The 24,078-nt window shown below is 64.3% G+C and carries 18 protein-coding genes; 7 read left to right on the forward strand and 11 right to left on the reverse strand.

Features of this window, described 5'->3' with window-relative positions:
* Nucleotides 1–267: 267 nt before the first annotated feature.
* From BN1120_RS21100 to BN1120_RS19200, 3 genes are all read left to right on the forward strand, one after another.
* Nucleotides 268–408 (forward strand): TIGR02808 family protein, encoded by a 141-nt coding sequence (locus BN1120_RS21100; protein WP_010674670.1) that lies wholly within the window; start codon nucleotides 268–270, stop codon nucleotides 406–408.
* A 188-nt stretch (nucleotides 409–596) separates the two neighbouring features.
* Nucleotides 597–1,154, forward strand: a complete 558-nt coding sequence (locus tag BN1120_RS19195; RefSeq protein WP_010674671.1) for a YaeQ family protein — start codon at nucleotides 597–599, stop codon at nucleotides 1,152–1,154.
* Nucleotides 1,155–1,165: 11 nt separating this feature from the next.
* A complete protein-coding gene (locus BN1120_RS19200; protein ID WP_042017592.1) occupies nucleotides 1,166–2,050 on the forward strand; it encodes an AEC family transporter in 885 nt (294 codons plus the stop codon).
* 195 nt (nucleotides 2,051–2,245) lie between these two features.
* Here BN1120_RS19200 and BN1120_RS19205 read toward each other — a convergent pair whose 3' ends face one another.
* From BN1120_RS19205 to BN1120_RS19220, 4 genes are all read right to left on the reverse strand, one after another.
* Nucleotides 2,246–3,475, reverse strand: coding sequence for an MFS transporter (locus BN1120_RS19205; protein ID WP_042017595.1), 1,230 nt, complete (start codon nucleotides 3,473–3,475; stop codon nucleotides 2,246–2,248).
* Nucleotides 3,476–3,530: 55 nt separating this feature from the next.
* Nucleotides 3,531–4,301, reverse strand: coding sequence for an ABC transporter ATP-binding protein (locus tag BN1120_RS19210; RefSeq protein WP_010674674.1), 771 nt, complete (start codon nucleotides 4,299–4,301; stop codon nucleotides 3,531–3,533).
* Nucleotides 4,294–5,346 (reverse strand): FecCD family ABC transporter permease, encoded by a 1,053-nt coding sequence (locus tag BN1120_RS19215; protein WP_010674675.1) that lies wholly within the window; start codon nucleotides 5,344–5,346, stop codon nucleotides 4,294–4,296. The genes BN1120_RS19210 and BN1120_RS19215 overlap by 8 nt, the downstream gene beginning before the upstream one ends.
* Nucleotides 5,347–5,447: 101 nt before the next feature.
* Nucleotides 5,448–6,569 carry an ABC transporter substrate-binding protein gene (locus BN1120_RS19220; RefSeq protein ID WP_042017597.1) on the reverse strand — a complete coding sequence of 374 codons (1,122 nt, stop codon included), beginning with the start codon at nucleotides 6,567–6,569 and terminating at the stop codon, nucleotides 5,448–5,450.
* Between the two features lie 605 nt (nucleotides 6,570–7,174).
* Here BN1120_RS19220 and BN1120_RS19225 point away from each other — a divergent pair.
* Complete coding sequence (locus BN1120_RS19225) at nucleotides 7,175–10,393, forward strand: ExeM/NucH family extracellular endonuclease (protein WP_042017598.1); 3,219 nt, start codon at nucleotides 7,175–7,177, stop codon at nucleotides 10,391–10,393.
* 155 nt (nucleotides 10,394–10,548) lie between these two features.
* On the opposite strand, the gene BN1120_RS19230 is transcribed toward BN1120_RS19225, so the two are convergent.
* Nucleotides 10,549–11,088 carry a glycine zipper 2TM domain-containing protein gene (locus BN1120_RS19230; RefSeq protein WP_010674678.1) on the reverse strand — a complete coding sequence of 180 codons (540 nt, stop codon included), beginning with the start codon at nucleotides 11,086–11,088 and terminating at the stop codon, nucleotides 10,549–10,551.
* Nucleotides 11,089–11,410: 322 nt separating this feature from the next.
* On the opposite strand from BN1120_RS19230, the gene BN1120_RS19235 reads away from it, so the two are divergent.
* The 3 genes from BN1120_RS19235 (at nucleotide 11,411) to BN1120_RS19245 (ending at nucleotide 14,298) form a co-directional block, all read left to right on the forward strand.
* The gene (locus BN1120_RS19235) at nucleotides 11,411–13,033 is read left to right on the forward strand and encodes an acyl-CoA synthetase (protein WP_042017599.1); all 1,623 of its coding nucleotides are present in this window, start codon (nucleotides 11,411–11,413) and stop codon (nucleotides 13,031–13,033) included.
* Nucleotides 13,034–13,212: 179 nt separating this feature from the next.
* Nucleotides 13,213–13,911, forward strand: coding sequence for a helix-turn-helix transcriptional regulator (locus tag BN1120_RS19240; RefSeq protein ID WP_197713288.1), 699 nt, complete (start codon nucleotides 13,213–13,215; stop codon nucleotides 13,909–13,911).
* 66 nt (nucleotides 13,912–13,977) lie between these two features.
* Nucleotides 13,978–14,298 (forward strand): hypothetical protein, encoded by a 321-nt coding sequence (locus BN1120_RS19245; RefSeq protein WP_039039125.1) that lies wholly within the window; start codon nucleotides 13,978–13,980, stop codon nucleotides 14,296–14,298.
* Between the two features lie 92 nt (nucleotides 14,299–14,390).
* On the opposite strand, the gene hisIE is transcribed toward BN1120_RS19245, so the two are convergent.
* From hisIE to hisA, 6 genes are all read right to left on the reverse strand, one after another.
* Entirely contained in the window at nucleotides 14,391–15,026 is a 636-nt protein-coding gene (gene hisIE / locus BN1120_RS19250; protein ID WP_029314506.1) for a bifunctional phosphoribosyl-AMP cyclohydrolase/phosphoribosyl-ATP diphosphatase HisIE, read from the reverse strand.
* Nucleotides 15,019–15,792 (reverse strand): imidazole glycerol phosphate synthase subunit HisF, encoded by a 774-nt coding sequence (gene hisF / locus BN1120_RS19255; protein ID WP_042017601.1) that lies wholly within the window; start codon nucleotides 15,790–15,792, stop codon nucleotides 15,019–15,021. The genes hisIE and hisF overlap by 8 nt, the downstream gene beginning before the upstream one ends.
* 178 nt (nucleotides 15,793–15,970) lie before the next feature.
* On the reverse strand, nucleotides 15,971–19,942 hold the full coding sequence (locus BN1120_RS19260; protein ID WP_042017602.1) for a PAS domain S-box protein: 3,972 nt from the start codon (nucleotides 19,940–19,942) through the stop codon (nucleotides 15,971–15,973).
* The gene (locus BN1120_RS19265) at nucleotides 19,939–22,092 is read right to left on the reverse strand and encodes a PAS domain-containing protein (RefSeq protein ID WP_080768123.1); all 2,154 of its coding nucleotides are present in this window, start codon (nucleotides 22,090–22,092) and stop codon (nucleotides 19,939–19,941) included. Before BN1120_RS19265 ends, BN1120_RS19260 begins: the two co-directional genes overlap by 4 nt.
* Nucleotides 22,085–23,194, reverse strand: coding sequence for a response regulator (locus BN1120_RS19270; RefSeq protein WP_010674688.1), 1,110 nt, complete (start codon nucleotides 23,192–23,194; stop codon nucleotides 22,085–22,087). The genes BN1120_RS19265 and BN1120_RS19270 overlap by 8 nt, the downstream gene beginning before the upstream one ends.
* 132 nt (nucleotides 23,195–23,326) lie before the next feature.
* Entirely contained in the window at nucleotides 23,327–24,073 is a 747-nt protein-coding gene (hisA, locus tag BN1120_RS19275; protein ID WP_010674689.1) for a 1-(5-phosphoribosyl)-5-[(5-phosphoribosylamino)methylideneamino]imidazole-4-carboxamide isomerase, read from the reverse strand.
* Nucleotides 24,074–24,078 lie beyond the last annotated feature (5 nt).

A 24,078-nucleotide genomic window follows, 5' to 3' on the forward strand; every position in this document is an offset into this window, starting at 1 on the left:
GCAGACCTTCTACGGATGGCTCTCGACGGCATACATCGAGCGAGGCGACCCCAAGGTCGCCTCGCTTTTTGTTGGGCATACCTTTCCGGTTTGGGGCGGGGACGCGAAGAAAAACGGGTAAAACCTTGATCTGGCGCAAACTGGTGCCCCATTTATTACTTTGGTGGCATAGGACTCAGGCGCGGGTTGAGGTCAAATAGTCTCATCAGGAACGGGGGCGACCCCGTCACGAAAGGGACACCCATTTCACTGGATGAAGGACACACTATGAGTCTGCTTGAACACACCATCTGGACTGTATTGGGGTATGGGGCCATGCCCTTTATCTTCCTGAGCGGGTTCGTGGCAGTGGCAGTGACCTGCTGCCTGCTGCTCAATGCCTTCGGGGTCAAGTCCGCCGAGAAGTGAGTCACTCTCGTTCATGCCGCCAAATGCCAGTCTCACGACTGGCATTTGTTTTTTGTGTCTTCTGAAGCACTTGCCCGCCCCTGATGGGGTAAAGGGAGCGCAAGACGGTCGAACCCGGCGGCCATTTTGATTACACTGACGCCCGGCATGTCCGCCCCCTTCTCTTTTATCAGGTATTCACGACTTCTATGGCGCTCAAGGCAACCATCTTCAAGGCCCAGATCAGCTTGTCTGACATGGATCGCAATCTCTATCAGGACTTCTCCCTCACCCTGGCCCGTCACCCCTCCGAGACCGACGAGCGCATGATGATCCGCCTAGCGGCCTTCGCCTGGCATGCCGCCGAGCGGCTGGAGTTCACCAAGGGGCTCTCAGCCGACGACGAGCCCGAGCTCTGGTGCAAGAACTACTCCGACGAGATTGAACTCTGGATTGAGCTGGGTCAGCCGGACGAGCGCCGCCTCAAGAAGGCATGCAACCGCTCTCGCCAGGTGGTGCTCTACCTCTATGGCGGCCGTGGCACCAGCGTCTGGTGGAAGCAGAACCAGGGCAAGCTCGGTCTGCACGACAACCTGAGCGTCATCGAACTCTCCGACAGCCAGACCCTGCCCCTGGCGGCCATGGTGGAGCGCACCATGCAGCTCACCTGTACCATCTCCGACGGCCAGCTCTGGGTCAGCAACGGCAGCCAGGAGGTGACGCTGGACCCCGTGGTGCTGATGGGACGCCCGGCCCGCGAACTGTAAACGGGATACCCATGTTCAGCGCCCTGCTCAATATCGTCATTCCCGTGTTTGCGGTGGTGGGCCTTGGCGCCCTCTATGGACGGCTGCGGCCGGGCGGGGCCCTGGGTTATGTCAACCGGGCCAATATCGAGCTCTTTACCCCGGCGCTGGTCTTCTCGGCCCTGGTGAAATACCCCGTGGATCTGGCGGCGCACTTGCCCCTTGTGGGGGCCGGTGCCCTGGTGATCCTGCTGCCCGGCTTGCTGCTCTCCCTGCTCAAACTCAAGGAGATAGAGCGGGCCGCGCTGATCCTGCCCGCCATGTTTCGCAACACCGGCAACCTCGGCATTCCGCTGATGGTGCTCGCCTTTGGCGAGCAGCAGCTCGGCGCCATCGTCATCCTCTTTGTGCTCTCCAACCTGCTCCACTTCTCGGTGGGCATGTTCATCCTCTCGGCCAGCAGCTCCCGCTGGCTCTGGCTGAGAAGCCCCGTGCTCTGGGCCGCCTTCGCCGGGCTGCTGGTGGCCAACCTGCATATCCCGCTGCCGGAATACCTGGTGACCAGCGCCGCCCTGCTCGGCCAGATAGCGGTGCCCCTGATGCTGTTTGCCTTAGGCATCCGGCTGATGGAAGGGGAGCTGGATCATCTGGGGCTGGCCATCAAGTGCAACCTGCTCTACCTGCTGGCGGGGGGCCTCTCCCTGGGGCTCGCCGTCTGGCTGCTGCCCCTCGAACCTGACTGGATACCACTCCTGATGCTGTCGGTGGCGCTGCCCCCGGCGGTGCTCAATTATATCCTCAGTGAGCAGTACCAGTGCCAGCCCGACAAGGTGGCCAGCATCGTGCTCGGCGGCAATGCGCTCTCTGTGGTGGTGATCCCCCTTGCGGTGTGGTTGGCACTGCATCTGGGGAGTTAACCCGATTTTGTTTTCAAGGACGCCTGATGGCGTCCTTTTTATCGCTATCGCGCATGTCCGATGTTGTTTTGCTTATCGAGTACAGCCGAGCTTGCTCGCGTATCTGACAAGGTCTTGAAGCCGGTTTAGCCGGATAAGGCAGAGAGTGGAAGGGGGAGAAAAGGGAATAAAACAGGGCGGCCTTGGCCGCCCTGTTTATTGATGGGGAGCAGGCTGAACCTGGCCATCCTTGCGCAGTTGGGTATAGAGACCAAACCCCGCCAGCAGGCCGGCGATGGCCAGCAGCCACCAGATGGCGGTGGCGGGGCGGCTGCCCGCATCCCCCAGCATAAAGCCGATGAGCAGGTTGCCAAAGAGCGCCATGCAGCCCCCAGCGCTGGCATAGAAGCCGTAGTAGCTGCCGAGCTGCTCAGGGGGAGCGTAGCGGGGCAGCTGGGCGGCGAAGAGTGGGAAGCAGAGGATGGAGCCCAAGGAAAGCAGGGCCACCTGCGTCAACACGCCTGCCGTCGGCCAGGGTGCCAGCAGGGGCAGGGCCAGGTAGCTCAAGCCCATCATGCCTATCCCCAGTCCCATGGCGAGCGGCACCCCCAGGCGGCGCTCCACCAGGCGCGACGCCGGCAGCTGGAGCACGACACCGATCACCGCCGAGAGGGTGAAGACGCCGCCGAGCAGGTGGGTGGCGTCCGGCAGGCTCTGGATATGGGCGGGGAGGGCGAGATAGAGCTGGTGGAACAGGATCTGGTAGCTGCCTGCCAGCAGGGTGAACCCCATGAAGGGGCGCTGGCGCACTATCTCCCCCCATTGGCGCAAGATGGCGCCACGGGGGCTCTGGTTGCTCACCGGGCGTTTGGGCAGCACCCGGTATTGCAGCACTCCGAGCAGGGCGAAGAGGCTCGCCGCCAGGATCCCCGTCAGGGTATAGCTCTGCTGGGTCAAGGTGAGGCCGACCAGGGGGCCGAGCAGCATGCCCGCCTCGCTGGCCAGATTGTGCAGGGCGAAGGCGCGCTGACGCTGGCTCGGGTTGTGGCATTCGCTGGCAAGGTAGGCCTGGGCGCAGGGGGTAAACAGGGCCCCCGCAAAGCCGGTGAGGGCGGCGGCCAGCAGCAGGATGGGCAGGGACTCGGCCCAGCCCAGCAGCACGAAGCCCAAGGATCGTACCAGGCAGCCCCAGACGATGGCGGGATGGTAGCCGATGCGATCTCCAAGGGTACCGCCCAGCAGGAAGAGCCCCTGCTGGCTGAAGACCCGCATCCCCATGACGAGGCCGCAGGCCCAGCCGGCCAGGCCGAGCCCGCTGCCCATGTGCTGGGCGAGGAAGGGCATCATCATGTAAAAGCCGAGGTTGAAGGCGAGCCCATTGGTGATGAGCAGGCGGGCGGCCGGGCTCATGCCCTGCCAGTCCCGCCAGTAGGAGGCGCCGTTCATGATCGCCTCCCGCCAGCGCGTGGGGCGGTGGTCGCCGGGGTGGCGCAGTACTGTGTCATGATGTCTTTCGCAGGGTTCTGAGGAAGGGGATGCCGTGCTGATCGTGGCTTATCTCCACCGGCACCTGGTAGAGGCGCTCGATGAGGGCCGCGTCGAGCACCCGGGCGGGGGGGCCGAAGGCCTGCAGATCTCCCCCTGCCAGCACGATCAGCTGATCGGCAAACTGGGCGGCCAGGTTGAGATCGTGCAGCACCACCAGGGTGATCCACTGCTGCTCCCGGGTCTGCTGGCACAGGTGCTCCATCAGTTGCATCTGGTGGTGCAGGTCCAGGGCGCTGACCGGCTCGTCCAGCATCATGATGCGGGGGTCGCGCAGCAGCACCTGGGCGAAGAGCACCATCTGCCGCTGGCCGCCGCTCAGGGAGTAGAGGGGGCGATCCGCCAGATGGGCGATGCCGAGCGCCTGCAGGGCCCGGCCGGCAGCCAGGATGTCCTCGTCCGCGAGGCGCATGGAGAGGCTGTCGAGGCGCCCCAGCACCACCACCTCGATGACGCTGAGATCCAGCTCCAGCTGGATGTTCTGGGGCATGTAGCCAAACTGCTGGCGCCACCTGGCCTGCGTCATCTGGCGGGCACTCTGGTCCCCGAGGCGAATGTCGCCACTGTCCGGGGTCAGTTCACCAAAGAGGGTGCGCATCAAGGAGGTCTTGCCGGTCCCGTTCGGGCCGATGATCACATGGACCTGACCCGGATGCAGGGTGAGGCTGAGATCCCGCAGCAAGGTCTGCTGGCCGAGGGAGAGGGAGAGTCGGGATATTTCAAGCACGTTTACGCCCCCTGCCGAGGATCAACCAGATGAAGAAGGGCACGCCAATGAGCGCGGTGACGATGCCGATGGGGAAGAGGGCCCCCGGAATGATGGACTTGGAGAGCACCGAGGCCGCCGAGAGCATGCAGGCGCCGCACAGGGCGGAGAGGGGGATCAAAAAGCGCTGATCTTCCCCCACCAGCATGCGGGCGATATGGGGGGCCACCAGGCCGACGAAGCCGATCACGCCGACGAAGCTGGTGGCGGTGGCGGTGAGCAGGGCGACCAGCACCAGGGTCTTCATGCGCAGTCTGTCGACGTTGACCCCGAGGCTGCGGGCGCGGGCTTCCCCGAGGCGCAGGCTGGTGAGGGCCCAGGCATCCCGGTAGATGAGCAGGGTGCAGATCAGGGTGACGACGGCGGTGATGATCAGGGAGTCCCAGGTGGTGCGCATCAGGCTGCCAAACAGCCAGAACAGGATCTGCTGGTTGAGCTCGGGGGAGGAGAGGAACTGCAGCAGGGAGAGCAGGGACTGGAACAGGAACAGCAGGGCGATGCCCGCCAGGATCAGGGTCTGGCTGCTGACATGGCGCATCATGGCCAGACCAAACAGCAGGCAGGCGGCAAACATGCACACAATGAAGGCACCGGCCGGGATGGCCACCAGGGGAGGAAGTCCGAGGCCGCCGGTGTAGAGGGCCAGCGCCGCGCCAAGGCCCGCCGCCGCCGCGAGCCCGAGGGTATAGGGGCTGGCGAGGGGGTTGTCCAGCAGGGTCTGCATCTGCACGCCACCAAGGCCGAGGGAGGCTCCGACCACCAGGGCCATGAGGGCGATGGGCAGGCGCATGTCGTGGACGATGGTGCGGGTCATGGGATCGGCCTGGGCGGGGGAAACCAGGGCATCGATCACGTCGTGCAGGGCCAGCAGGGAGGGGCCGGTGGCGATGTCGAGCACCAGGGTAATGCACAGGACCAGGGCGAGCAGCAGGAGCCAGTGCCAGCGACGGCGCTCCCGTTGCCGCTGCCGGGCGAGGGTCTGCTGCAGGGCAGCCAAATCATTCATGATGTCAATCCTGAAACGGGCGCCGCAAGAGGCGCCCACACAATCCAAGAGGGTTGCTGAAGAGGGCGTGGCCGAGGTGGGCCATACCCGAATTGCCGGGGTTAGCTTGCGTCATCCTGCTTGATGCCCAGCATGAAGGTGCCCTGGGGACGGATGGGCAGGTAGTGCTGATAGAACGCCTGATAGGTGGCCAGGGGATCGAGATCCTGGAAGAGATCCGGATAGAGGGCCTTGGCCATGAACTCGATGAGGGCGGCATCCATGATGCTGCGGGTGGCGCCGTGATAGACCGCGTAGAGGCGACCCTGCTTCACCGCAGGCAGCTCGCTCCAGCCCGGACGGGCGGCAAAGCCTTGCAGACGCTGGCGCACGGTCTCTGCCGACACATCCTGGCCCACCTGCATGGCGACAGCACTGCTCACGCTCTCGTAGCCCGCCATCAGGATCACCTCGGGCTTGCTCGCCAGCAGTTGTTCCGGGTGGATGGGGCCCCAGCGATCGACGAAGGGGGCGGCCACGTTGTCGCCACCGGCCAGCAGGGCCATGGCGCCCCACATGTCCTTGCCATAGGTGTAGCTGTACTCGGCCGGGCCCTTGTCACCCAGCTCGATGTAGACCCGGGGCGGCGTGCGCTTCGCGGCGGCAATGCGGGAGGTGATGGTGTCAATCTTGGCCTTGTACTCGTCGGCCATCTTCCGGGCGCGGGCCTCCTGGTCGGTCAGCTTGCCAAGCAGCAGGGTGCTCGCCATGTGCTGTGCCAGGGTCTGGGCGTTGTAGTCGATGACCACCACCGGGATCCCTGCCTGCTCAAGGCGTGGCAGGTCGGCGGCCAGGGCCTCATATTGCCACTTCGCCAGGATCACCAGGTCGGGCTTGACCGCCAGGGTCTTCTCGATGGAGAAACTCTGATCCTGCACGTTGCCAAGGTCGGGGACCTTGGCCAGTTGTGGCTGGCTGGCCACGTAGAGCGACCAGATGGCGGGACGGGACTTCATGAACCAGCCCAGGGACATGCCCACCAGGCGTTCGGCCCCGCCTTCACCGGCCACCGCCAGGTAATCTTCGGGATAGAAACCGAGCACGATACGGTTTGCCGGAAGGCTGAGGGAGACCTTGCGGCCCATCACATCTTCCACTTCAACGGGGGGGGCGGCCTGCGCCATCCAGCTCACCAGGACGAGCTGGCCGAGCAGCAGCAACTTTGCCAGGGGGTGACGAAACATCTAGTAGCACCTCGAGAATAGAGACGGTCAAAAAAGAAAGTGAGAACTATTGCCATTCGCGAGCGCAAAAGCAACAAACGTTTGTGTCATCCCCTCTCTTGTTATTTCTGTCATTACTGGAACCGGTTCCACAAGAGCACCAGGAGAGAGTCTCATCCCCCGGTTTTCTGCCTTCTCGGGCCACGAAGGGAGTGGCGCCCGGTATGGCACCCATGGATTTGCCCTTGATCCAGTGTCTGTGAGTGGGGTGAGTGGGGTTGCTCACGAAATGGTACCGGGCAGAGGCCCGCCGTAGTGCTCCCCCGTCTGCCCCGGCGCCGATGTCGCTCCCTGACAGAGGCCGCCAGCAGGGGCTGGGGGGCGACAACTTCCTGCGCAGCGATGGCAGACACTGCCCATTCGGGTATTGCCCGTCACCTTGGCGCAACATTTTGTTGTCATTGTTAGCCAGCTCGCAGCGGCCCCGGCGCCGACGGGGCAGAGTGGGCGCGCAGTTTCGGCCGGGGGCTGACATGCCTCCCGTTGATGGCTGCATCCAAGGTGCTGCGGCCCGCCTTGTGCGGGGCGCCAATAACATGATCTGCAAATAAAAAAGGAAACTGACCATGTCAGGAAGACACTCTCTGGTGGCGCTGGCCGTCGGGCTGGCCCTCGCTGGACAGGCACAGGCGCAACTGCTCATCACCGAATACCTGGAAGGGTCCGGCAACAACAAGGCGCTGGAGCTGAGCAACCTCGGCTCGGACCCCGTCGATCTCTCCCAATACCGGCTGGCCCTCTACGCCAACGGCAAACCCATCACCGATGCCCCCACCAACAGCCTGGCGCTGCAAGGCACCCTCGCCCCTGGGGCCAGTCTGGTGCTGGCCAACCCCTCTGCCAATGCCGAGATCCTGGCCAAGACGACCCAGACCAGCGGCAACCTGGTGTTCAACGGTGACGACGCCCTGGTGCTCTATCGCGGCAGCGAGATAATCGACAGCTTCGGCCAGGTAGGGATGGATCCGGGTACGGCCTGGGTCTCCGGCAACGTCTCGACCCTGGACATGACCCTGCGCCGCAAGGCCACCGTCACCACCGGCCGGGTCGATGCAATCGCCCCCTTCGATCCGGCGCAGGAATACGTGGCGGCCCCGAAAGATGACGCCAGTGGCCTGGGCTGCAGTGGCGATGGTCCCTGCGATGGCACCCAGCCGCCCGCCTTCGTCTGCCCGGTGGATCAGTTGGTGCCCGTGCCCGCCATTCAGGGCCCGGGCAGCAGCAGCCCGCTGGTGCCGGCCGGCAAGTTCGAATCGGAACAGGCTTACGCCACCCGCGGCGTGGTGACCCAGGTAGTGAGCGGCCTCTACAAGGGCTTCTTCATTCAGGACGAGCAGGGGGACGGGGATGCGGCTACCTCCGACGGCCTCTTCGTCTACACCACCAAGGCCAACGCTGCCGTCGTGCCGGGGGCCGAGGTGTGTGTGTCTGGCAAGGTGAAGGAGTATTTCAACCAGACCCAGATCAACGCAGACGAGCTGGTGGTGACCCGGCCGCAAGGGGCCATCCCGGCTGCGGTGGATCTGCTGCCGGTGGCGGGCGAGAGCCTGAGCCAGCTGCTGGAGCGTCACGAGGGGATGCAGGTGCGGCTGGTGCCCGGCTCCAGCCTGGTGGTGACCCGCAACTTCAGCTTTGATTACGACGGCAAGCGCAACAACCTGGTGCTCTCTTATGGCGCGCCGCTCATCAAGTCGACCCAGAAATTTGCCGCCATGAGCCAGGAGGCGAGCGACTGGGCCCTTCGCAACCAGCAGAACCAGCTGGTGGTGGAGACCGACGCCAAGGCGCCGGACGGTGTGCTGCCCTGGTTCCCCGGCTTCAACGCCGAGGACGGTTACCTGCGCATCGGCGACAAGCTCAACGGGCTGGAGGGGGCCCTTGGTTACTCCTACAACCTGTTCAGGCTGGTGGCCAGCAACCGCATCGATGCTAGCCAGATTGATCACAGCGGCTGGGATCGGGTGGAAACCCCCGAACTTGCCGAGGCGGGGGATCTGCGGGTCGCGAGCTTCAACGTGCTCAACTTCTTCACCACGGTGGTGGGCGGGGATGCCAACCCCACCGGCAGCAACCGGGGCGCCTTGACGGTGGCGGAATTCGAGCTGCAGCGCACCAAGATCGTCAGCGCCATCACCCGCCTCAATGCCGACGTGGTGGGGCTGATGGAGATCGAGAACAACGGCTACGGCGACAACTCCGCCATTGCCAACCTGGTGGCGGCCTTGAACGCGGCCCTGCCGGATGAGGCGGATCACTACCGCTGGATTGCCTCGCCGGATGGCAAGCCCATTGGCACCGACGCCATCACGGTGGGTCTCATCTACCGACCCGCCAGCGTGAGCCCGCAAGGGGCCGCCAGCCTTATCGCGCTGCCGGTGCAGCAGGCCGAGGCGGTGGACGCCAGCGGCAAGCCGGTGACCATCAATCAGGGGATGCGCGAGTCGCTGGTGCAGCGTTTCAGCTCGCCCAAGGGGGATGCGCCCCTGACCCTGGTGGTCAACCACCTCAAGTCCAAGGGCTCCGCCTGCTTCGAGGATTACCCCGACTACGCCAGCGCCGATCCGCTGGATGGCCAGGGCCACTGCAACGCGCTGCGGGTCTCTGCCGCCAAGGTGCTGGGGGAACAGCTCAAGGATTTGGCCGGGGATCTGCTGCTTATCGGCGACATGAACGCCTACGGCATGGAGGATCCCATCCGGGTGCTGACCGACTATGATCCGGCCGCCCAATCGCGCCAGATCATGAGCGCCTCCTTCACCACTCTGGCGGGTCAGCCCTTCGAGGAGAGCGGCAGCGCCCTGGGCAAGGGGTATGGCCTTGTCAACCTCAACACCCGCTTCCACGGCACCGACACCTACTCCTACAGCTATGAAGGGGAGCTCGGCAACCTGGATCACGCCCTGGCAAACCCGAGTCTCGCGGCCAAGGTGATCGGCATCGAGGATTGGCACATCAACTCCGCCGAGAGCAACTTCTTCGAGTACGGCAGCAAGTACAGCGGCCAGCTGGCGAAATCCGAAGGGCCTTTCAGCGCCTCGGATCACGATCCCGTGCTGGTGGCCATCCAGTATCCGCTGCCGCCCGCCGGGGTATTGAGCCTCGAGAGCGCCGCTGCGAGCGTGGAGGAGGGCAACACCCTGGTCTTGAGCGTGGCGCGCCGCGATGGCAGCCATGGGGAGGCGAGCGTGAGTTATCGCATCGTCCATGGCAGCGCGGACGCAAGCGACGTGGCGCCCCTCACCGGCACCCTGCACTGGGCGGACGGGCAGAGCGAGCCCCAGACCATCAGCATTCCGGTGAAGAGCGACACCCTGCACGAGGGGGACGAGACCTTTACCCTGGAGCTGTTTGATGCGAGCGGCGCGACCCTGGGGGATCAGCACCAGACCCTGGTGACCATCAAGGACAAGCTGGCGCCGTCCACCATCTCGCTGGCTCAGGCCAGTATCACGGTGAACGAGGGGCAGTGGTTTGCCGAGATCCCCCTGGTGCGCAGCGGCGATCTCAGCAAGCCGGCCCGTGCCCGGGTGGCCCTTGACGGGGTCACGGCGCGCTGGGGACTGGATTTCCTGCCCTGGTTCGGGCAGACAGTGAGCTGGGCCGCGGGCGAGGGGGGCAGCAAGTCGGTCAAGGTGCTGATCATCGATGACTGGTTTGTGGAGCCCACCGAGCAGTTCAGGGTGAGCCTCGATCGGGTGGAAGGGGGCCAGCCCGGCACCCTGCAGCAGACCCGGGTCGACATTCTGGACAACGACAAGTCCTGGTGGTCCTTCGGTCGCCACTGAGGATGATTGAGCAACAAGAAAGGGGCCTGCGGGCCCCTTTCTGTTGAGAACACTTTTGTTGGGAAGACCTGTTGCAGACAAATTGGGTTGCGAAGATGAAAAAGGCCCACCGTCATGGTGGGCCTTCTTCATGGCAGGGCGCTCCTAACGGAGTATCAACCCTGCGCGTTGCTCAGTACCAGCTTGCCATCCTTGACCGGAATGGTGGGGCCGGGTTGCTTCTCCATGCGTACCACCCCTTCCTGGCCGGCGAGGCGGTAGGTGACGTCATAGCCGATGGTGCGGGTGCTGCTCTCCTGCACCGTCTTGCAGCGCTGCTCCGTGGTGGTGTAGGTATCACCCGCCTGCATGTTGCCCTGCACCTGATTCCCGGCATAACCCCCTGCCACGGCACCGGCGGCGGTGGCCACCTTCTTGCCGCTGCCACCGCCAAACTGGTGGCCGACCACGCCGCCCAGGGCCGCGCCAACCACGGTACCCAGGATCTTGTGCTCGTCCTGCACCGGCTTGCGGTGGGTCAGGGTGACGTTGCGGCACTCCTGACGCGGCGTCTTGATGGTCTCGGTCACCGGCTTGCTGGCCAGCACCTCGGCAAACTGGGGCTCTGATGAAAACAGGGATCCGCTGGCGACCGCCGACAATGCCAGCGCAGAGGCTACACCGATCCCGACACCTGCCAACATGGATTTGTTCATCACTCTTCTCCTTGTACTCATACCCGTTGAGGGCTTGGGATCATTCTTCGCATTTTGCGCCGCAGGCTCAAGGCAAGGGCCACGGGATCGCGACAGGGGCTGACTGCGCAAAAAGTGACCGCGCAAAAATAGCGTCGGCGATTGGCGACAGGGAGAGCAGGGCCGAGGGCCCTAAGACGTTTCGCTAATACCTGGGATCTGGCCCCCTTGATACCCTTTCATCCGGTTCCAGCCGGCATCCTGGCCCCGCATCAGGGCGCAATGCCGGTCGTGGTGAACCGCGAGAGCCACCCCGTTTTGTGTCCCTGTGAGGAAGGATCCGATGACAGAGCAGAACATGTACGACGCCGGCCTTGGCAAGACGCCCGCCAATTTCGAGGCGCTGACCCCCTTGAGCTTTCTGGGGCGGGCCGCCCGGGTCTATCCCGACTATCCGGCGCTGATCCACGGGCCCCTGCGCCAGAGCTGGGCCCAGACCGAACGCCGTTGCCGCCAGCTCGCCTCGGCCCTGCGCCGTCGCGGCATTGGCGAGGGGGACACCGTCTCCATCGTCGCCCCCAATGTGCCGGCCATGTTCGAGGCGCACTTCGGGGTACCCATGAGCGGCGCCGTGCTCAACACCATCAACACCCGGCTCGATGCGGACGCCATGGCCTTCATCTTCCAGCACGCCCGGAGCAAGGTGGTGCTGGTGGACCGGGAGTTCGGCGCCGTGGTGCGAAAGGCGCTCTCTCTCATTGACAGCCAGCCCCTGGTGATCGCCATCGACGATCCCCTCTACCGGGAAGGGGAGCTGGTCGGCGAGCTCGACTACGAGGGGTTCATCGCCCTGGGGGACGGGGACGAACCCGGCTGGCTGCCGGCGGACGAGTGGCAGGCCATTTCCCTCAACTACACCTCCGGCACCACGGGGAACCCCAAGGGGGTGGTCTATCACCATCGCGGCGCCCACCTCAATGCGGTCAACAATGCCCTCTCCTGGGAGCTGCCCAAGCACCCCGTCTACCTCTGGACCCTGCCGATGTTCCACTGCAACGGCTGGTGCTTCCCCTGGACCCTGGCGGCCACCGCCGGGGTGAGCGTCTGTTTGCGCCACGTGCAGGCGGCGGCCATCTACGGGGCGCTGCGCGAGCACAAGGTGAGCCATTTCTGCGCCGCTCCCATCGTGCTCAATATGCTCAACAATGCCGATCCGGTCCTCAAGCAGGGGCTCGACCACCCCGTCAAGGCGATGACGGCGGGGGCAGCGCCACCCGCCACCGTGATCGCCGGCATGGAGGCGATGGGGATCGCCGTGACCCATGTCTATGGCCTCACCGAAACCTATGGCCCCTGCGTGGTATGCGAGCCGCAAAGACACTGGCAGGGGCAGGATGCCACCACCCTCTCCCGTCTCAAGGCGCGCCAGGGGGTGGCCTCCCCCCTGCAAGGAGAGATGCGGGTCATCAACCCCGTCAGCGGCGAGCCGGTCCCCATGGATGGCAAGACCCTGGGAGAGATAGTGCTGCGGGGCAACATCGTCATGAAGGGCTACCTCAAGAACCCGTCGGCGAGCGAGGAGGCGATGGCACAGGGATGGTTTCGAAGCGGGGATCTCGCGGTCTGGCACCCGGACGGCTATGTGGAGATCAAGGACAGATCCAAGGACATCATCATCTCCGGCGGGGAGAACATCTCCAGCCTGGAGGTGGAAGACGTGCTCTATCGCCACCCCGATGTGGAAGAAGCCGCGGTGATCGCCATGCCGGACGAGACCTGGGGGGAGGTGCCCTGCGCCTTCGTCAAGCTCAAGGAGGGGCGCGAGCTCACCCAGGCCGAGCTCATTGCGTTCTGCCGCGAGCAGATGGCCCACTTCAAGGCCCCCAAGCGCATCATCTTCACCCCGCTGCCCAAGACCTCCACCGGCAAGGTGCAGAAATTCATGCTGCGCAAGCAGTTGGCGTGACGACAAAGGCGCCGAGCCATCAACGGGCCTGCGGGCCCGTTTTGTGTTGCGCGATGCAAAGAAGCAGGAGCGGTCGCCAGCCAACAAGACGTGCCTTTTGAGCCCGTCCCGGCTTACCATGCCTGCCATGTCCCGCGAGCCTGAGGATGCCTGTGAGAAAATCGGACCGACTGTTTCAACTGACCAACCTGCTGCGGGCGCATCAACCCCTGACCGCCCGGGAGCTGGCGACGCGCCTGTGTGTGTCGGAGCGCACCATCTACCGCTATATCGACGATCTCTCTTTGGCGGGCATTCCGGTTTACGGGGAAGCCGGGCTGGGCTATCGGCTGAGCGAGGGGTTCGAAATGGCCCCGTTGCAACTGAGTGCGGCCGAGCTGGAGGCCCTCATCACCGGGGTGAACCTGGTGGCGGTGCTGACGGGCAAGGGGATGGCCGATCCGGCCCGCGCCCTGCTCGCCAAGATTGAGGCGGCCCTGCCCGCCAAGGAGGCTCGGGCACCTCGCGTCCCCGTGGTGCGGGTGCCGGACTATTCCACGGCGCACCCTGCATACGCTCGCTGGGACAGGTTGCACGACGCCATCACGGCCGGTCACTGGCTGCACATTGGCTACCGGGATGCCAGCGCCAGCAGGACCGAACGCCAGCTCTTTCCCCTCGGGCTCTTCTACTGGGGCGGATGCTGGACGCTCGGCGCCTGGTGTGCGCTGCGCCGGGCCTACCGGGATTTCAGGGTGGATCGCATCGACACCCTGGCGCCGTGCCGACCGGGAGAAGGGGCACCACCTGGCGCGACTCTGGCCGATTATCTTGCCCTGCGCCAGTCGGACGCGTTCCTCCCTGGGGGCAGTGGCGCCGAAAAAGTCATTCAGGACTGACACAAGGCTGTCAGTAGCCCTTCGTTATGCTGGGTTTTCCAGACCATCCACAACGGAGAAAACGAGATGATCATCAAGGGTGACATGCAACAGGCAGGGGGCGTCGAATTTGCCACCTTCAGGCTCAGGGAAGGGGTGACGGAGGCGGATTTGCTCGCCCTGTCACGGCGGGTCGAGTCCGAGTTTCTTGTCCAGCAATCCGGGCTCATCATGCACTGCCTGCTGCGCGGCGCCGACGGCCTCTATGCCGACGTGGTGATGGCCCCCAGCCAGTCGCTGGTGGAAGCCTATTGCCAGCAGTGGCTGCACAACGACGTGGCAGGGGAGTACCTGACCCTGCTTGACCATGACTCGGTCAACATGAGCTTCTGGACCCGTATCGGCTGAGGGCGGCGCGGGGCCTGCCATCCCCCGGCGAGGTGGCAATCATGAAATGAAACGGGCCCACAGGGCCCGTTTTGTTGAACAGAATTCAATAATTACTTGGTGTGGCGCTCATGCAGGCGCTGCACCACATCCTTCAAACCCAAGCCTTCGTTTTGCAGCAAGACGGTCAGGTGGTAGAGCAGGTCAGCGGATTCGTTGATGAGCTCTTCCCTGTCTTTCGCCATGGCGGCCAGGGCCACTTCCACCCCCTCTTCACCCACCTTCTGGGCGATGCGCTTGGTGCCTTTGCCATAGAGGCTGGCGGTGTAGCTGGTGGCGGGATCGGCCCCTTTGCGTGATGCCAGGATCTGTTCGAGCTCGGCCAGGAAGCCGAGCGGCGGCACGGGGTGGCCGTCGAAGCAGGAGGGGTTGCCCAGATGGCAGGTGGGGCCGACCGGGTCGGCGGCAATGAGCAGGGAGTCCTGATCACAGTCGGTGGTGATGGCGACGAGCTTGAGCACATGGCCCGAGCTCTCGCCCTTGGTCCACAGGCGCTGCTTGCTGCGGCTGAAGAAGGTGACCTGGCCGGTGGTCTGGGTCTTTTCCAGCGCCTCGCGGGTCATGAAGCCCTGCATCAGCACTTCGCCGCTGAGGGAATGCTGGACGATGGCGGGGATCATGCCCTCACACTTGGCCCAGTCCAGGCGCTCGGCCAGCGGCAATGCATTGTCTACTGCTTGATTATTCACGGATGGCGACTCCTTCGTTTTTCAGCCAGCGTTTCAATTCGGGAATGGGAATGAGGCCCTTGTGGAACACGGAGGCGGCCAGCGCCCCGTCCACGTCGGCCAGGGTAAAGGCATCGCGAAAGTGCGCCATGGCCCCGGCGCCGCCGGAGGCGATGAGGGGCACCTTGCACGCGGCGCGCACCAGCTTGAGCTGCTCAAGGTCGTACCCCTGACGCATGCCGTCCTGGTTCATCACGTTGAGCACTATCTCCCCCGCGCCCCGGCGCTGCACTTCCTGTACCCACTCCAGGGTGGTCCAGGTGGTGGTGCGGGTGCGGCTCTCGTCGCCGGTAAACTGTTTGACCTGATATTGACCGAGGGCGGCATCGAAGTAGGAGTCGATACCCACCACCACGCACTGCACGCCGAAGCGCTCGGCGAGCCGGGTGATCAGGGTGGGATCGGCCAGGGCGGGGGAGTTGATGGAGACCTTGTCGGCACCGAATTCCAGGATCTGGCGAGCATCCTCCACGCTCTTGATGCCGCCGGCGACGCAGAAGGGGATGTCGATGACTTCCGCCACCCGGCTTACCCAGCTCTTGTCCACTACCCGTTCGTCGCTCGAGGCGGTGATGTCATAGAAGACCAGCTCATCGGCGCCCTCGGCGGCGTAGCGGCGGGCGAGGTCGACAATGCCGCCCATCACCTCGTGGTTGCGAAACTGCACGCCCTTGACCACCACGCCATCTTTGACGTCGAGACAGGGGATAATACGCTTTGACAACATGCTCATTGCTCCATGTAAAGCACGGTTAAAGAAACGTCGTTCTGCCGCCGGCGTTGGCCCGGGCGGCGGACGGGAACAGGGTTGGCATGCCTTGAACGGGGGCCCCTGACGGGGGAAACGACAGGCCTGGCAGACCGTCTCGTCGCTTCTGGGCACCCCACTATATGCATGACTTTATTCAGTGATTCAACCCTTTGTCGCCCTTCACCTGCCCCGGATGGCAGGCTGGCGCCTCGGGGAGGGGAGCCCGATCGTCCGGGTGGGTCTCGTCCGTTGCCATATGCTGGCGCAGGGTGAGCAGGGCAGCATCAAAATCAAACGCCTTCAGTTGCCTGGTCAGGGTGTCACTGCGAGACCCCAGCATGAGGCGAAGGGGACCGGCATACTGCTCGTAGAGGGGGATCACGGCAGTGTCGCTTTGTATCAGCAGGGCTTCCATCTGGGCCAGCAGTTGCTGGCGCCACTGATCTCCCAGGGGCACCAGATCGGTGGTCGGGGCGGCGAGATCGTCCCCGAGCAGAGCGCAAAGGGCGGCGATCTCCTCATCGATGGATGACATGAGTCCGGTGGGCTCAGTGTCGCCGCCCGCGATGGCCTGCTCCAGGGCCAGGCAGTGGCGCGACAGCTCATGTGCCCCCAGGGTGCTCGCCACGCCGCGCAGGCTGTGGACCATGCGAGTTGCATCGCTGTGCTCCCCGGCCTGCAAGTGGCAGTGCAGCCGGGCCATGTCCTGGCCATGCTCATGGATGAAGTAGCGAAGCAGGGCCAGGTATTTCTCCTGATTGCCGTTGAGGGCCGCCAGCCCCTGGTCGAGATCCAGACCCGGGTGTGCCTGCAAGCGGGCAAGGGGGCCTGTCACGGGATGGCGAGTGCTGTCGTCCGGGGCAAGCTCGGTGACCTTGCCCTGGGGCAACCAGCGCTGCAGGGCGTCAAACAGCTTGGCGGGGGTGACGGGCTTGGCAATGAAATCGTTCATGCCGGCCGATGCGCTCGCCTTTCTGTCCTCCTCGAAGGCGCTGGCGGTGAGCGCCAGGATGGGCAACCTGTCCATGCCGGGCAGGGCCCGGATGGCGCGGGTGGCGCTGTAGCCATCCATCACCGGCATCTGTATGTCCATCAGGATGAGGTCGAAGGGGTGCTGGCTGACGCGGGCCAGGGCCTCCTGGCCGTTGACGGCCGTCTCGATGACGAGGCCGCTGTGGCACAGGAGCTCGAGCACCACTTCCCGGTTGATGGCGTTGTCTTCCACCAGCAGGACTCGGGCGTGGCGAGGGAAGCTGAAGGACTGTTCGTTCCCCTGCTCGGACGGGGTCCGGGAAGGGGCGTCCTCCTTTGCCTTGAACAGCCTGGCGGTAAACCAGAAGCAGCTACCTTGGCCAGGCTCGCTGGTGACTCCGACCTCCCCCCCCATCAGGGCGGCGATCCGGCTGGTGATTGCAAGGCCAAGGCCAGTGCCGCCATATCTGCGAGTGGTGGAGACATCCGCCTGTTCGAACGCCTGGAACAGCTTCTCGCGCTGCGCAGGGGTGATGCCGATGCCGGTGTCTTCCACCTCGAAGCGCAGCAGGTAGCCGGTGGTGAGGGGGCGGGCCAGCCTGAAGCGCAGGGTGACGGTTCCCTGCTCGGTGAACTTGATGGCGTTGGTCGCATAGTTGAGCAGGGCCTGGCGCAGGCGGGTGATGTCGCCATGCACCCAGGCGGGGGTATCGCCGATGTCCGTCACTATGGTGAGCCCCTTGGCCCTGGCCTGGTCGTTCATCAGGGCGCGGACGTTGTCCAGCATGGCGGTGAGGGAGAAATCGGTCAGATCCAGCGTCATCTTGCCCGCATCGATCTTGGAGAGATCCAGGATGTCGTTGAGGATGCTGAGCAGGTGCTGGGCGGCAGTGTCTATCTTGGTCAGCCGTTCGAGGTCGGTGGGATCCCGGGTGTCGCGCTTGAGCAGATAGGTGAGCCCCAGGATGGCGTTCATGGGGGTGCGGATCTCGTGGCTCATGTTGGCAAGGAAGGCGCTCTTGGCGTGGTTGGCGCTTTCGGCCCGCTGGTGGGCCTGGGCCAGCTGCCGGGTGCGCTCGTTGACCATCTCCTCCAGGTGGTAGCGATACTGGTCCAGCTCCTCGCCGAGCTGCTTCTTCTCGGTGATGTCGGCCTGGACCGTGACGTAGTGGGTGATTTCACCGCTCTCCTGGCGGATCGGCGACACCGTGGCCAGCACCTGGTAGTGGGAGCCATCCTTGCGCTGGTTGATGAATTCGCCATGCCAGCGCTGGCCGTGGTTGATGGCATCCCACAGGGCAACATAGCTGGCATCCGGGGTGAGGCCAGAGCGCAGCAGGGACGGGGTCCGGCCTATCACTTCGTGCTGCTGGTAACCGCTGGCGGCGAGGAAGGCGGGGTTGACATACTCGATGCGCGCCCGGGTGTCGGTGATGAAGACGCCGTCAGGGCTCTGTTCGAGGGCCAGGGACAACTGGCGCAACTGCTGCTCGGCCAGCTTGCTCTGGGTGATGTCCAGATGGATGCCAAGGAGGCGCACGGGCCGCTGCTGGGCGTCCCGATAGACGCTCCCTTTGCTCACCAGCCAGCGGATTCCGCCATCTGGCAGCAGGATCCTGAACTCCAGCTCGACGGGGGCGCCGCTGACCGCCCGCTCCGCCAGCAACTGCTCGATGCGGGGCCTGTCATCCGGATGCAGGCAGGCTTGCCAGGCGGCCAGCTCGCCGAGCACCTCGGCACTGCGGCCATAGAGGCGGGCGCATTCCGGCGAGAAGAAGAGACGGTTGCTGACCATGTCCCATTCCCAGATGCCGACATGGGCTCCTTCCTGGGCCATCAGCAGGCGCTGTTCGCTCTCGCGCAGGGCGCTGCTGACGGTTTCGGCGCGCACCCGTGCACTGATGGCGTCGTCCATCAGGTTCAGGGCTGCGAGGCGAGCACGGCGCTGGGTATCGAGCGCCATCTGCTGATTGTGTTGCAGGCGCTGCTCCGCGAGCTTGCGCTCCGTGATGTCCTGCACGGTGCCGTAGAGCTCGAGTATGGTGCCATCCCTGTCCCTGAGCGCCGCCCCGCGGGCAATGACCCAGGCGGTCTCCCCCTGCTCCGTGATCACTTCGGCATCGCACTCGTAGGGCTGCCCGTCCATCCTGCAGCGCTCGACGGCCTGGGCCACCGTGTGCCACCCCTCCTGGGTGAAGTATTTTCTGACCTCGGGATAGACGGCGGGGGGGAGGGCCGGATCCCGGCCATAGATGCGATAGATCTCCGGTGACCAGAAGTGGCTGTCATCGGCCACGCGCCAGCGCCAGTTCCCTATCTTGGCGAGACGCTGGGACTCGCGCAGTATGGCTTCGTTGCGGCGCAGCGCCTCCTCGGTCTCCTTGTTCTGCCGGTTGTCCTCGATGATGGAAATGAAGTAGTCGGGATTGCCTTCGGCGTCGCGCACCAGGGCCACCGTCAGGGTGGTCCAGATGATCTCGCCCCCCTTGTGCAGGTAGCGCTTCTCCAGGGTGTAGTGGGGGATGGTCCCCGCCAGCACCCGGGCCACATGGGCCTCATCGAGGTAGAGATCGTCCGGGTGGGTCAACTGCTGGAACGTCATCTCGGTGAGTTCGTCGGCCCGGTAGCCCAGGATGTGGCACAGCCGCTGATTGACACGCAGCCAGTGTCCATCGGGGGAGACCAGGGCGATGCCGACCGCCGCCTGTTCGAAGGTGACCTGGAAGCGGTTCTCGCTCTGCTGCAACTGGTTCTGAGTGTTCATCAGTTCCTGCCAGCGCAGGACCTCTCTGGCCCGGGCGCGATGAAAGGCGGCACTGAGCACGCTGATGAGCAGACCGTTGGCGATGAGCAGGCACCATTGCACCAGATCCTGGCCAGCCTCGACACTCAGTGAATAGATGGGGGGGAGCATGAAATAGCTGGTGACCAGGGCGGTGATCAGGGTGCAGAGCAGACCTGGCAACAAGCCCCCCAACAGGGCGCAGACGATGATGGGCAGCATGAAGAGAACCAGCAGCGGTCGCTCGCCAAAGGCGATGGGCAGCTGGACCCGGATTTGCAACATCAGAACGGGCAGCAGCACAGCCAGCAGGGAGATCCCCCAGCGCTGGGTGGAGGGGCGCACATGCCACAGGGGTGACCAGCTCATCATGGGAGATCCTCCGGTGGCATGGGGGCCTGGGGATAGGGGGGCGGCACTCCGAGCTGACGGGAGAGCCCGTTGATCTGGTGCTTGAGGGCCAGCATGGCGAGTTCCCTGTCCACCATCACCTTGTTGAACCGCTCCAGCTCATGGTTCTGCTGGCGCAGCTCGCTGGCCTGGCGGGTCAGGGCCTGCTCAACCTGCTCCCGTTCGGTGACATCGAGCAGAATGCCGATGATGGCGGGCTGGCCGAGGTAGTCGACGCGCCGCCCGTACAGCTCGACCTCCAGAGATTCCCCGTGCTGATGCAGGGCACTGAAGCGGGTGTGGATATCGCGCGCGTCCTGCTCGCACGCGCGCACCAGCTCGGCGACCCTGGTGCTGTCCTTGGGGGCGGCAAGGGCGTGTAACTGGCCAACGGCGATCAGCGCCCCCGGGGTGTCATAGCCAAACAGTCGGGCAAAACAGGGGTTGATGTAGCAGAGTCGACCCTGCTGGATGATGTAGATCCCGGCAAGGGATTGCTCCACCAGTGCACGGAACAGCCCCTCCCGCTCTCGCAAGTCGGCCTCGGCCCGTTTGAAGTTCGTGATGTCCCGAGAGATGCCGAAGATCCCGATCACCTGCCCCTCGCTGTCTTGCAAGGGACCTTTGGTTGCGAGAAACACATGCTCGCCATCGGGCAGGGTCAGGTACTCCTCCTCGGTCTGCACCCGGTTGCGCTCTATGACCTGGCGCCCGGATGCCATCAGCATCTGCGCCTGCTGCGGCGGGAAGAGCGTCAGATCATCCTGGTCCAGCACCTCGTCAACCGGCTTGCCGACAAACTGGCTGGCGGCCCGGTTGAAGAGGATGTATCTGCCCTCCTTGTTCTTAGCGAAGATGGCGTCTTCCGAGCTGTCGGCGATGGCGGAGAGCAGTTGCAACGCCTCCAGGCGCTGGGACTGGGAGTGCTGGAGCTGTTCGGCCATCTGCAGCCGGGTGTGCTGGCGCAGCAGGATGATGCCGGCGTTGGTGACAAAGAGCACCAGCAGGCCGATGAGACCGATCCAGACGCTCTCCTTGAAGGTGGCCTGGTAGAGTTCCGCCTTGTCGATCTTGGCCAGCAGGTACCAGTCCGTGTTCATGACCGGATAGACAACCCCGAAGACCTCGCTACCCCGGTAATCCTGGCCATAGAGTACCTGGGGCGTGCCGCGTTCGGCGAGCCGCAAATACTGGGCTGCCAGCAGGGTGGGGTGGGTGACGGGATAGTGCAGGGTGAGAGCCGGTTCCGGGCGATAGCGCAGGCTACTCAGATAGTGGACCTGATCCCCCTGCTGGCGAAACAGAATGGCTTCTCCGCTGCTGTCTGGGACGGGCCAGGCCCCCAGGATCTGATCGAGCCAGCGATTTGCGCTTATCTGCATCACCAGCACGGGGGCAGGTCCTGCAGCGACCTCCAGATTGACCAGAAAGTCCAGCCTGGCGTGACCGCGATCATCGAGATAGGGACCAAGACGCATGACGTTGCCCTGCTCGAGCCGTGGCAGGGCGTCACGCAACGTGGCATTCATGGTGTCGCCACCCGGAGTATGCCACAGGGGGTGCCCGGCAGGATTGAACACGGCTGCACCGTGAAATCCGCGTACCGAGATGAATTCGAGCAGCCTTGCCAGTGGTGGCGTGATCGCTTCGGGTGAGGATGGTGCTTGTCCGGGACGATAGAAATCAGTACTGCCCAGACCCTTTATGAGCTGGTGAATATCCTCCTCGTGGGTACCGAGCCACTCGGTGACGCGCTGGCTCTTGAGATCCGCGATGGCTTCGAGACGAGCCACCTCCTTGTTGCGTGCCAGTTCGATGTTGCGGGCGATGGCCATGGCGGTCAGGGCCAGAATGAGCCCGTTGAGCAACAGGAAGGGGATCCATTGACGCCGCGTAAAGACAGGTGTGCTGCCGGTGGTGTCAATGCGACGACGCAGCATGGCATAGAGCATGAGGGCCGTGATGAGGATGAAGAGCCAGCCCTTGATGGTGCTTGCCATGGCGAACTGGGCAGGGGTGCTGAACAACCACTCCACCGCCTTGTCGGAGAGCAGGATCCACAGGCTTGCCACGGCGGCATAGGTGAGCACGACGTTGAGCACATGTGCCCGGGTCAGGGGAGCCTCAGCCATCCACGGCCTCGCTGCCATCCTGGTAGCGTTCGGCAATGGTGACGAACGCGTCGAAATGGCGATCGAAGGCGGTCACGACATCGGGATCGAAATGGTGGCCGCTGCCGGAGAGGATGAGGGCGCGAGCCTCGTCGTAGCTCATGGCCGGCTTGTAGACCCTGGCGCAGATGAGGGCGTCAAACACGTCTGCCAGTGCCATCAGGCGGGCCGAGAGGGGGATGGCGTCCCCTTGCAAGCCGTCCGGGTAGCCGCTGCCATCCCACTTCTCGTGGTGCCAGTGGGCGATCTCCTTGGCCAGGGTGAGGAAGGCCAGGGGCTGCTCCATGTCCTGTTCGGCCTCTTCAATGGCATCGCTGCCGAGCTTGGCGTGGGTGCGCATGATCTGCCACTCCTCCGGGGTCAGCTTGCCCGGCTTGAGCAGGATGTGGTCGGGAATGCCCACCTTGCCGATATCATGAAGCGGTGCGGAGCGGCTCAGCAGGTCGATGTAACCCGGGGTCAGGGTATCGGCGAAACGGGGGTGATCAGCCAGGGCGCTGGCCAGCAGACGCACATAGCCCTGGGTGCGCAGGATATGGTTGCCGGTTTCGGGGTCGCGGATCTCCGCCAGATGGGCGAGAGCGCGGATGGAGACCTGCTGGATCAGGTCGTTTTCCGCCATTCGCCGCGCGACCTCGGCTTCCAGCGCCGCATTCTGGTTTTGCAGACCGTCACGGGCCTGCTTGGCCTCCAGCTGGGTACGCACCCGGGCCTGAACGACCACCGGTTTGATGGGCTTGGTGATGTAATCAGCGGCGCCGAGGGAGAGGCCGAACTCCTCGCTCTGGGGGTCGGCGAGGGCGGTGAGCAGAACGACGGGAATACGGCTGCTGATCGGGGACTGACGCAATTGCCTGAGCACTTCATAACCATCCATGCCGGGCATCATCACATCCAGCAGGATGAGGTCAGGCTTTGGATCCGCGCTGACGATGCGCAGGCATTTTTCCCCGCTCTGCGCAGCCAGCACGCGGTAATGAGGCGAAAGCAATTCGGTCAGTACCATCAGATTTTCGGGTGAGTCGTCGACGATCAGGATGGTGGCGTTGTGAGGTGTCAACATATGTCTTCCATGACGCTATCCCTGTGAGGTCGAGTATAGAGCCAATTGCTGCCAAATCATAAGGTTCGCCCCCATCGGGGAGAAAGAGGCCTGCCCGGATGGGCAGGCTGTCTGATGCCGGAAAGGGGCGCGTCACGCCGCGCGGCCGTCACCCCAGCAGCGAATGGCTTCTGCCACGTCAAACTTGCCCTCCAGTAGGGCACGGCCGAGGATGATCCCCTTGACGCCGGTTCCCTTGAGCGCCTCGATATCCGCCAGACCGCCGATACCGCCGGAGGCCTGGAAGCCGACGCTCGGGTAGCGGGCACAGAGATCCCGGTAGAGTTCGACGTTGGTGCCCGCCAGGGTACCGTCCCGGCTGATGTCGGTGCAGAGCACGTGTCTGAGTCCGGCAGGGAGGAAGCGCTCGATCAGCGCCTCGATGGAGATGCCGCTGTTCTCCTGCCAGCCAGCCACTGCGATGTGGCGGTTGCCCTGTTCATCGATGTTGACATCCAGGGCCAGCACGATGCGCTCGGGGCCATATTTCTCCATCCAGCTGGCCACCAGATCCGGGGATTTGACGGCGGTGGAACCGATCACCACCCGGCTGGCGCCGGCCGCCAGCAAGTCGGCCACGTCCTGTTCGCTGCGCACGCCGCCGCCGACCTGCACCGGTGCCTCGGTGGCGGACAGCAACTGGGCGATGAGGGCCAACTGGCGGGCCTTGGCATCCTTGGCGCCGTCCAGATCAACCAGGTGCAGCTGCGCCGCCCCCTGGCTGACATAGTCATCGAAGCGGGCCTGCGGGTTGTCGCTGTAGGCGGTTTTCTGGCCGTAGTCGCCCTGGTAGAGGCGCACGACCTGACCGTTGATGAGGTCGATTGCGGGAATAATCATGCCTG

This window comes from Aeromonas caviae (genome assembly GCF_000819785.1).
In the GTDB taxonomy this organism is placed as follows: Bacteria; Pseudomonadota; Gammaproteobacteria; order Enterobacterales; family Aeromonadaceae; genus Aeromonas; species Aeromonas caviae.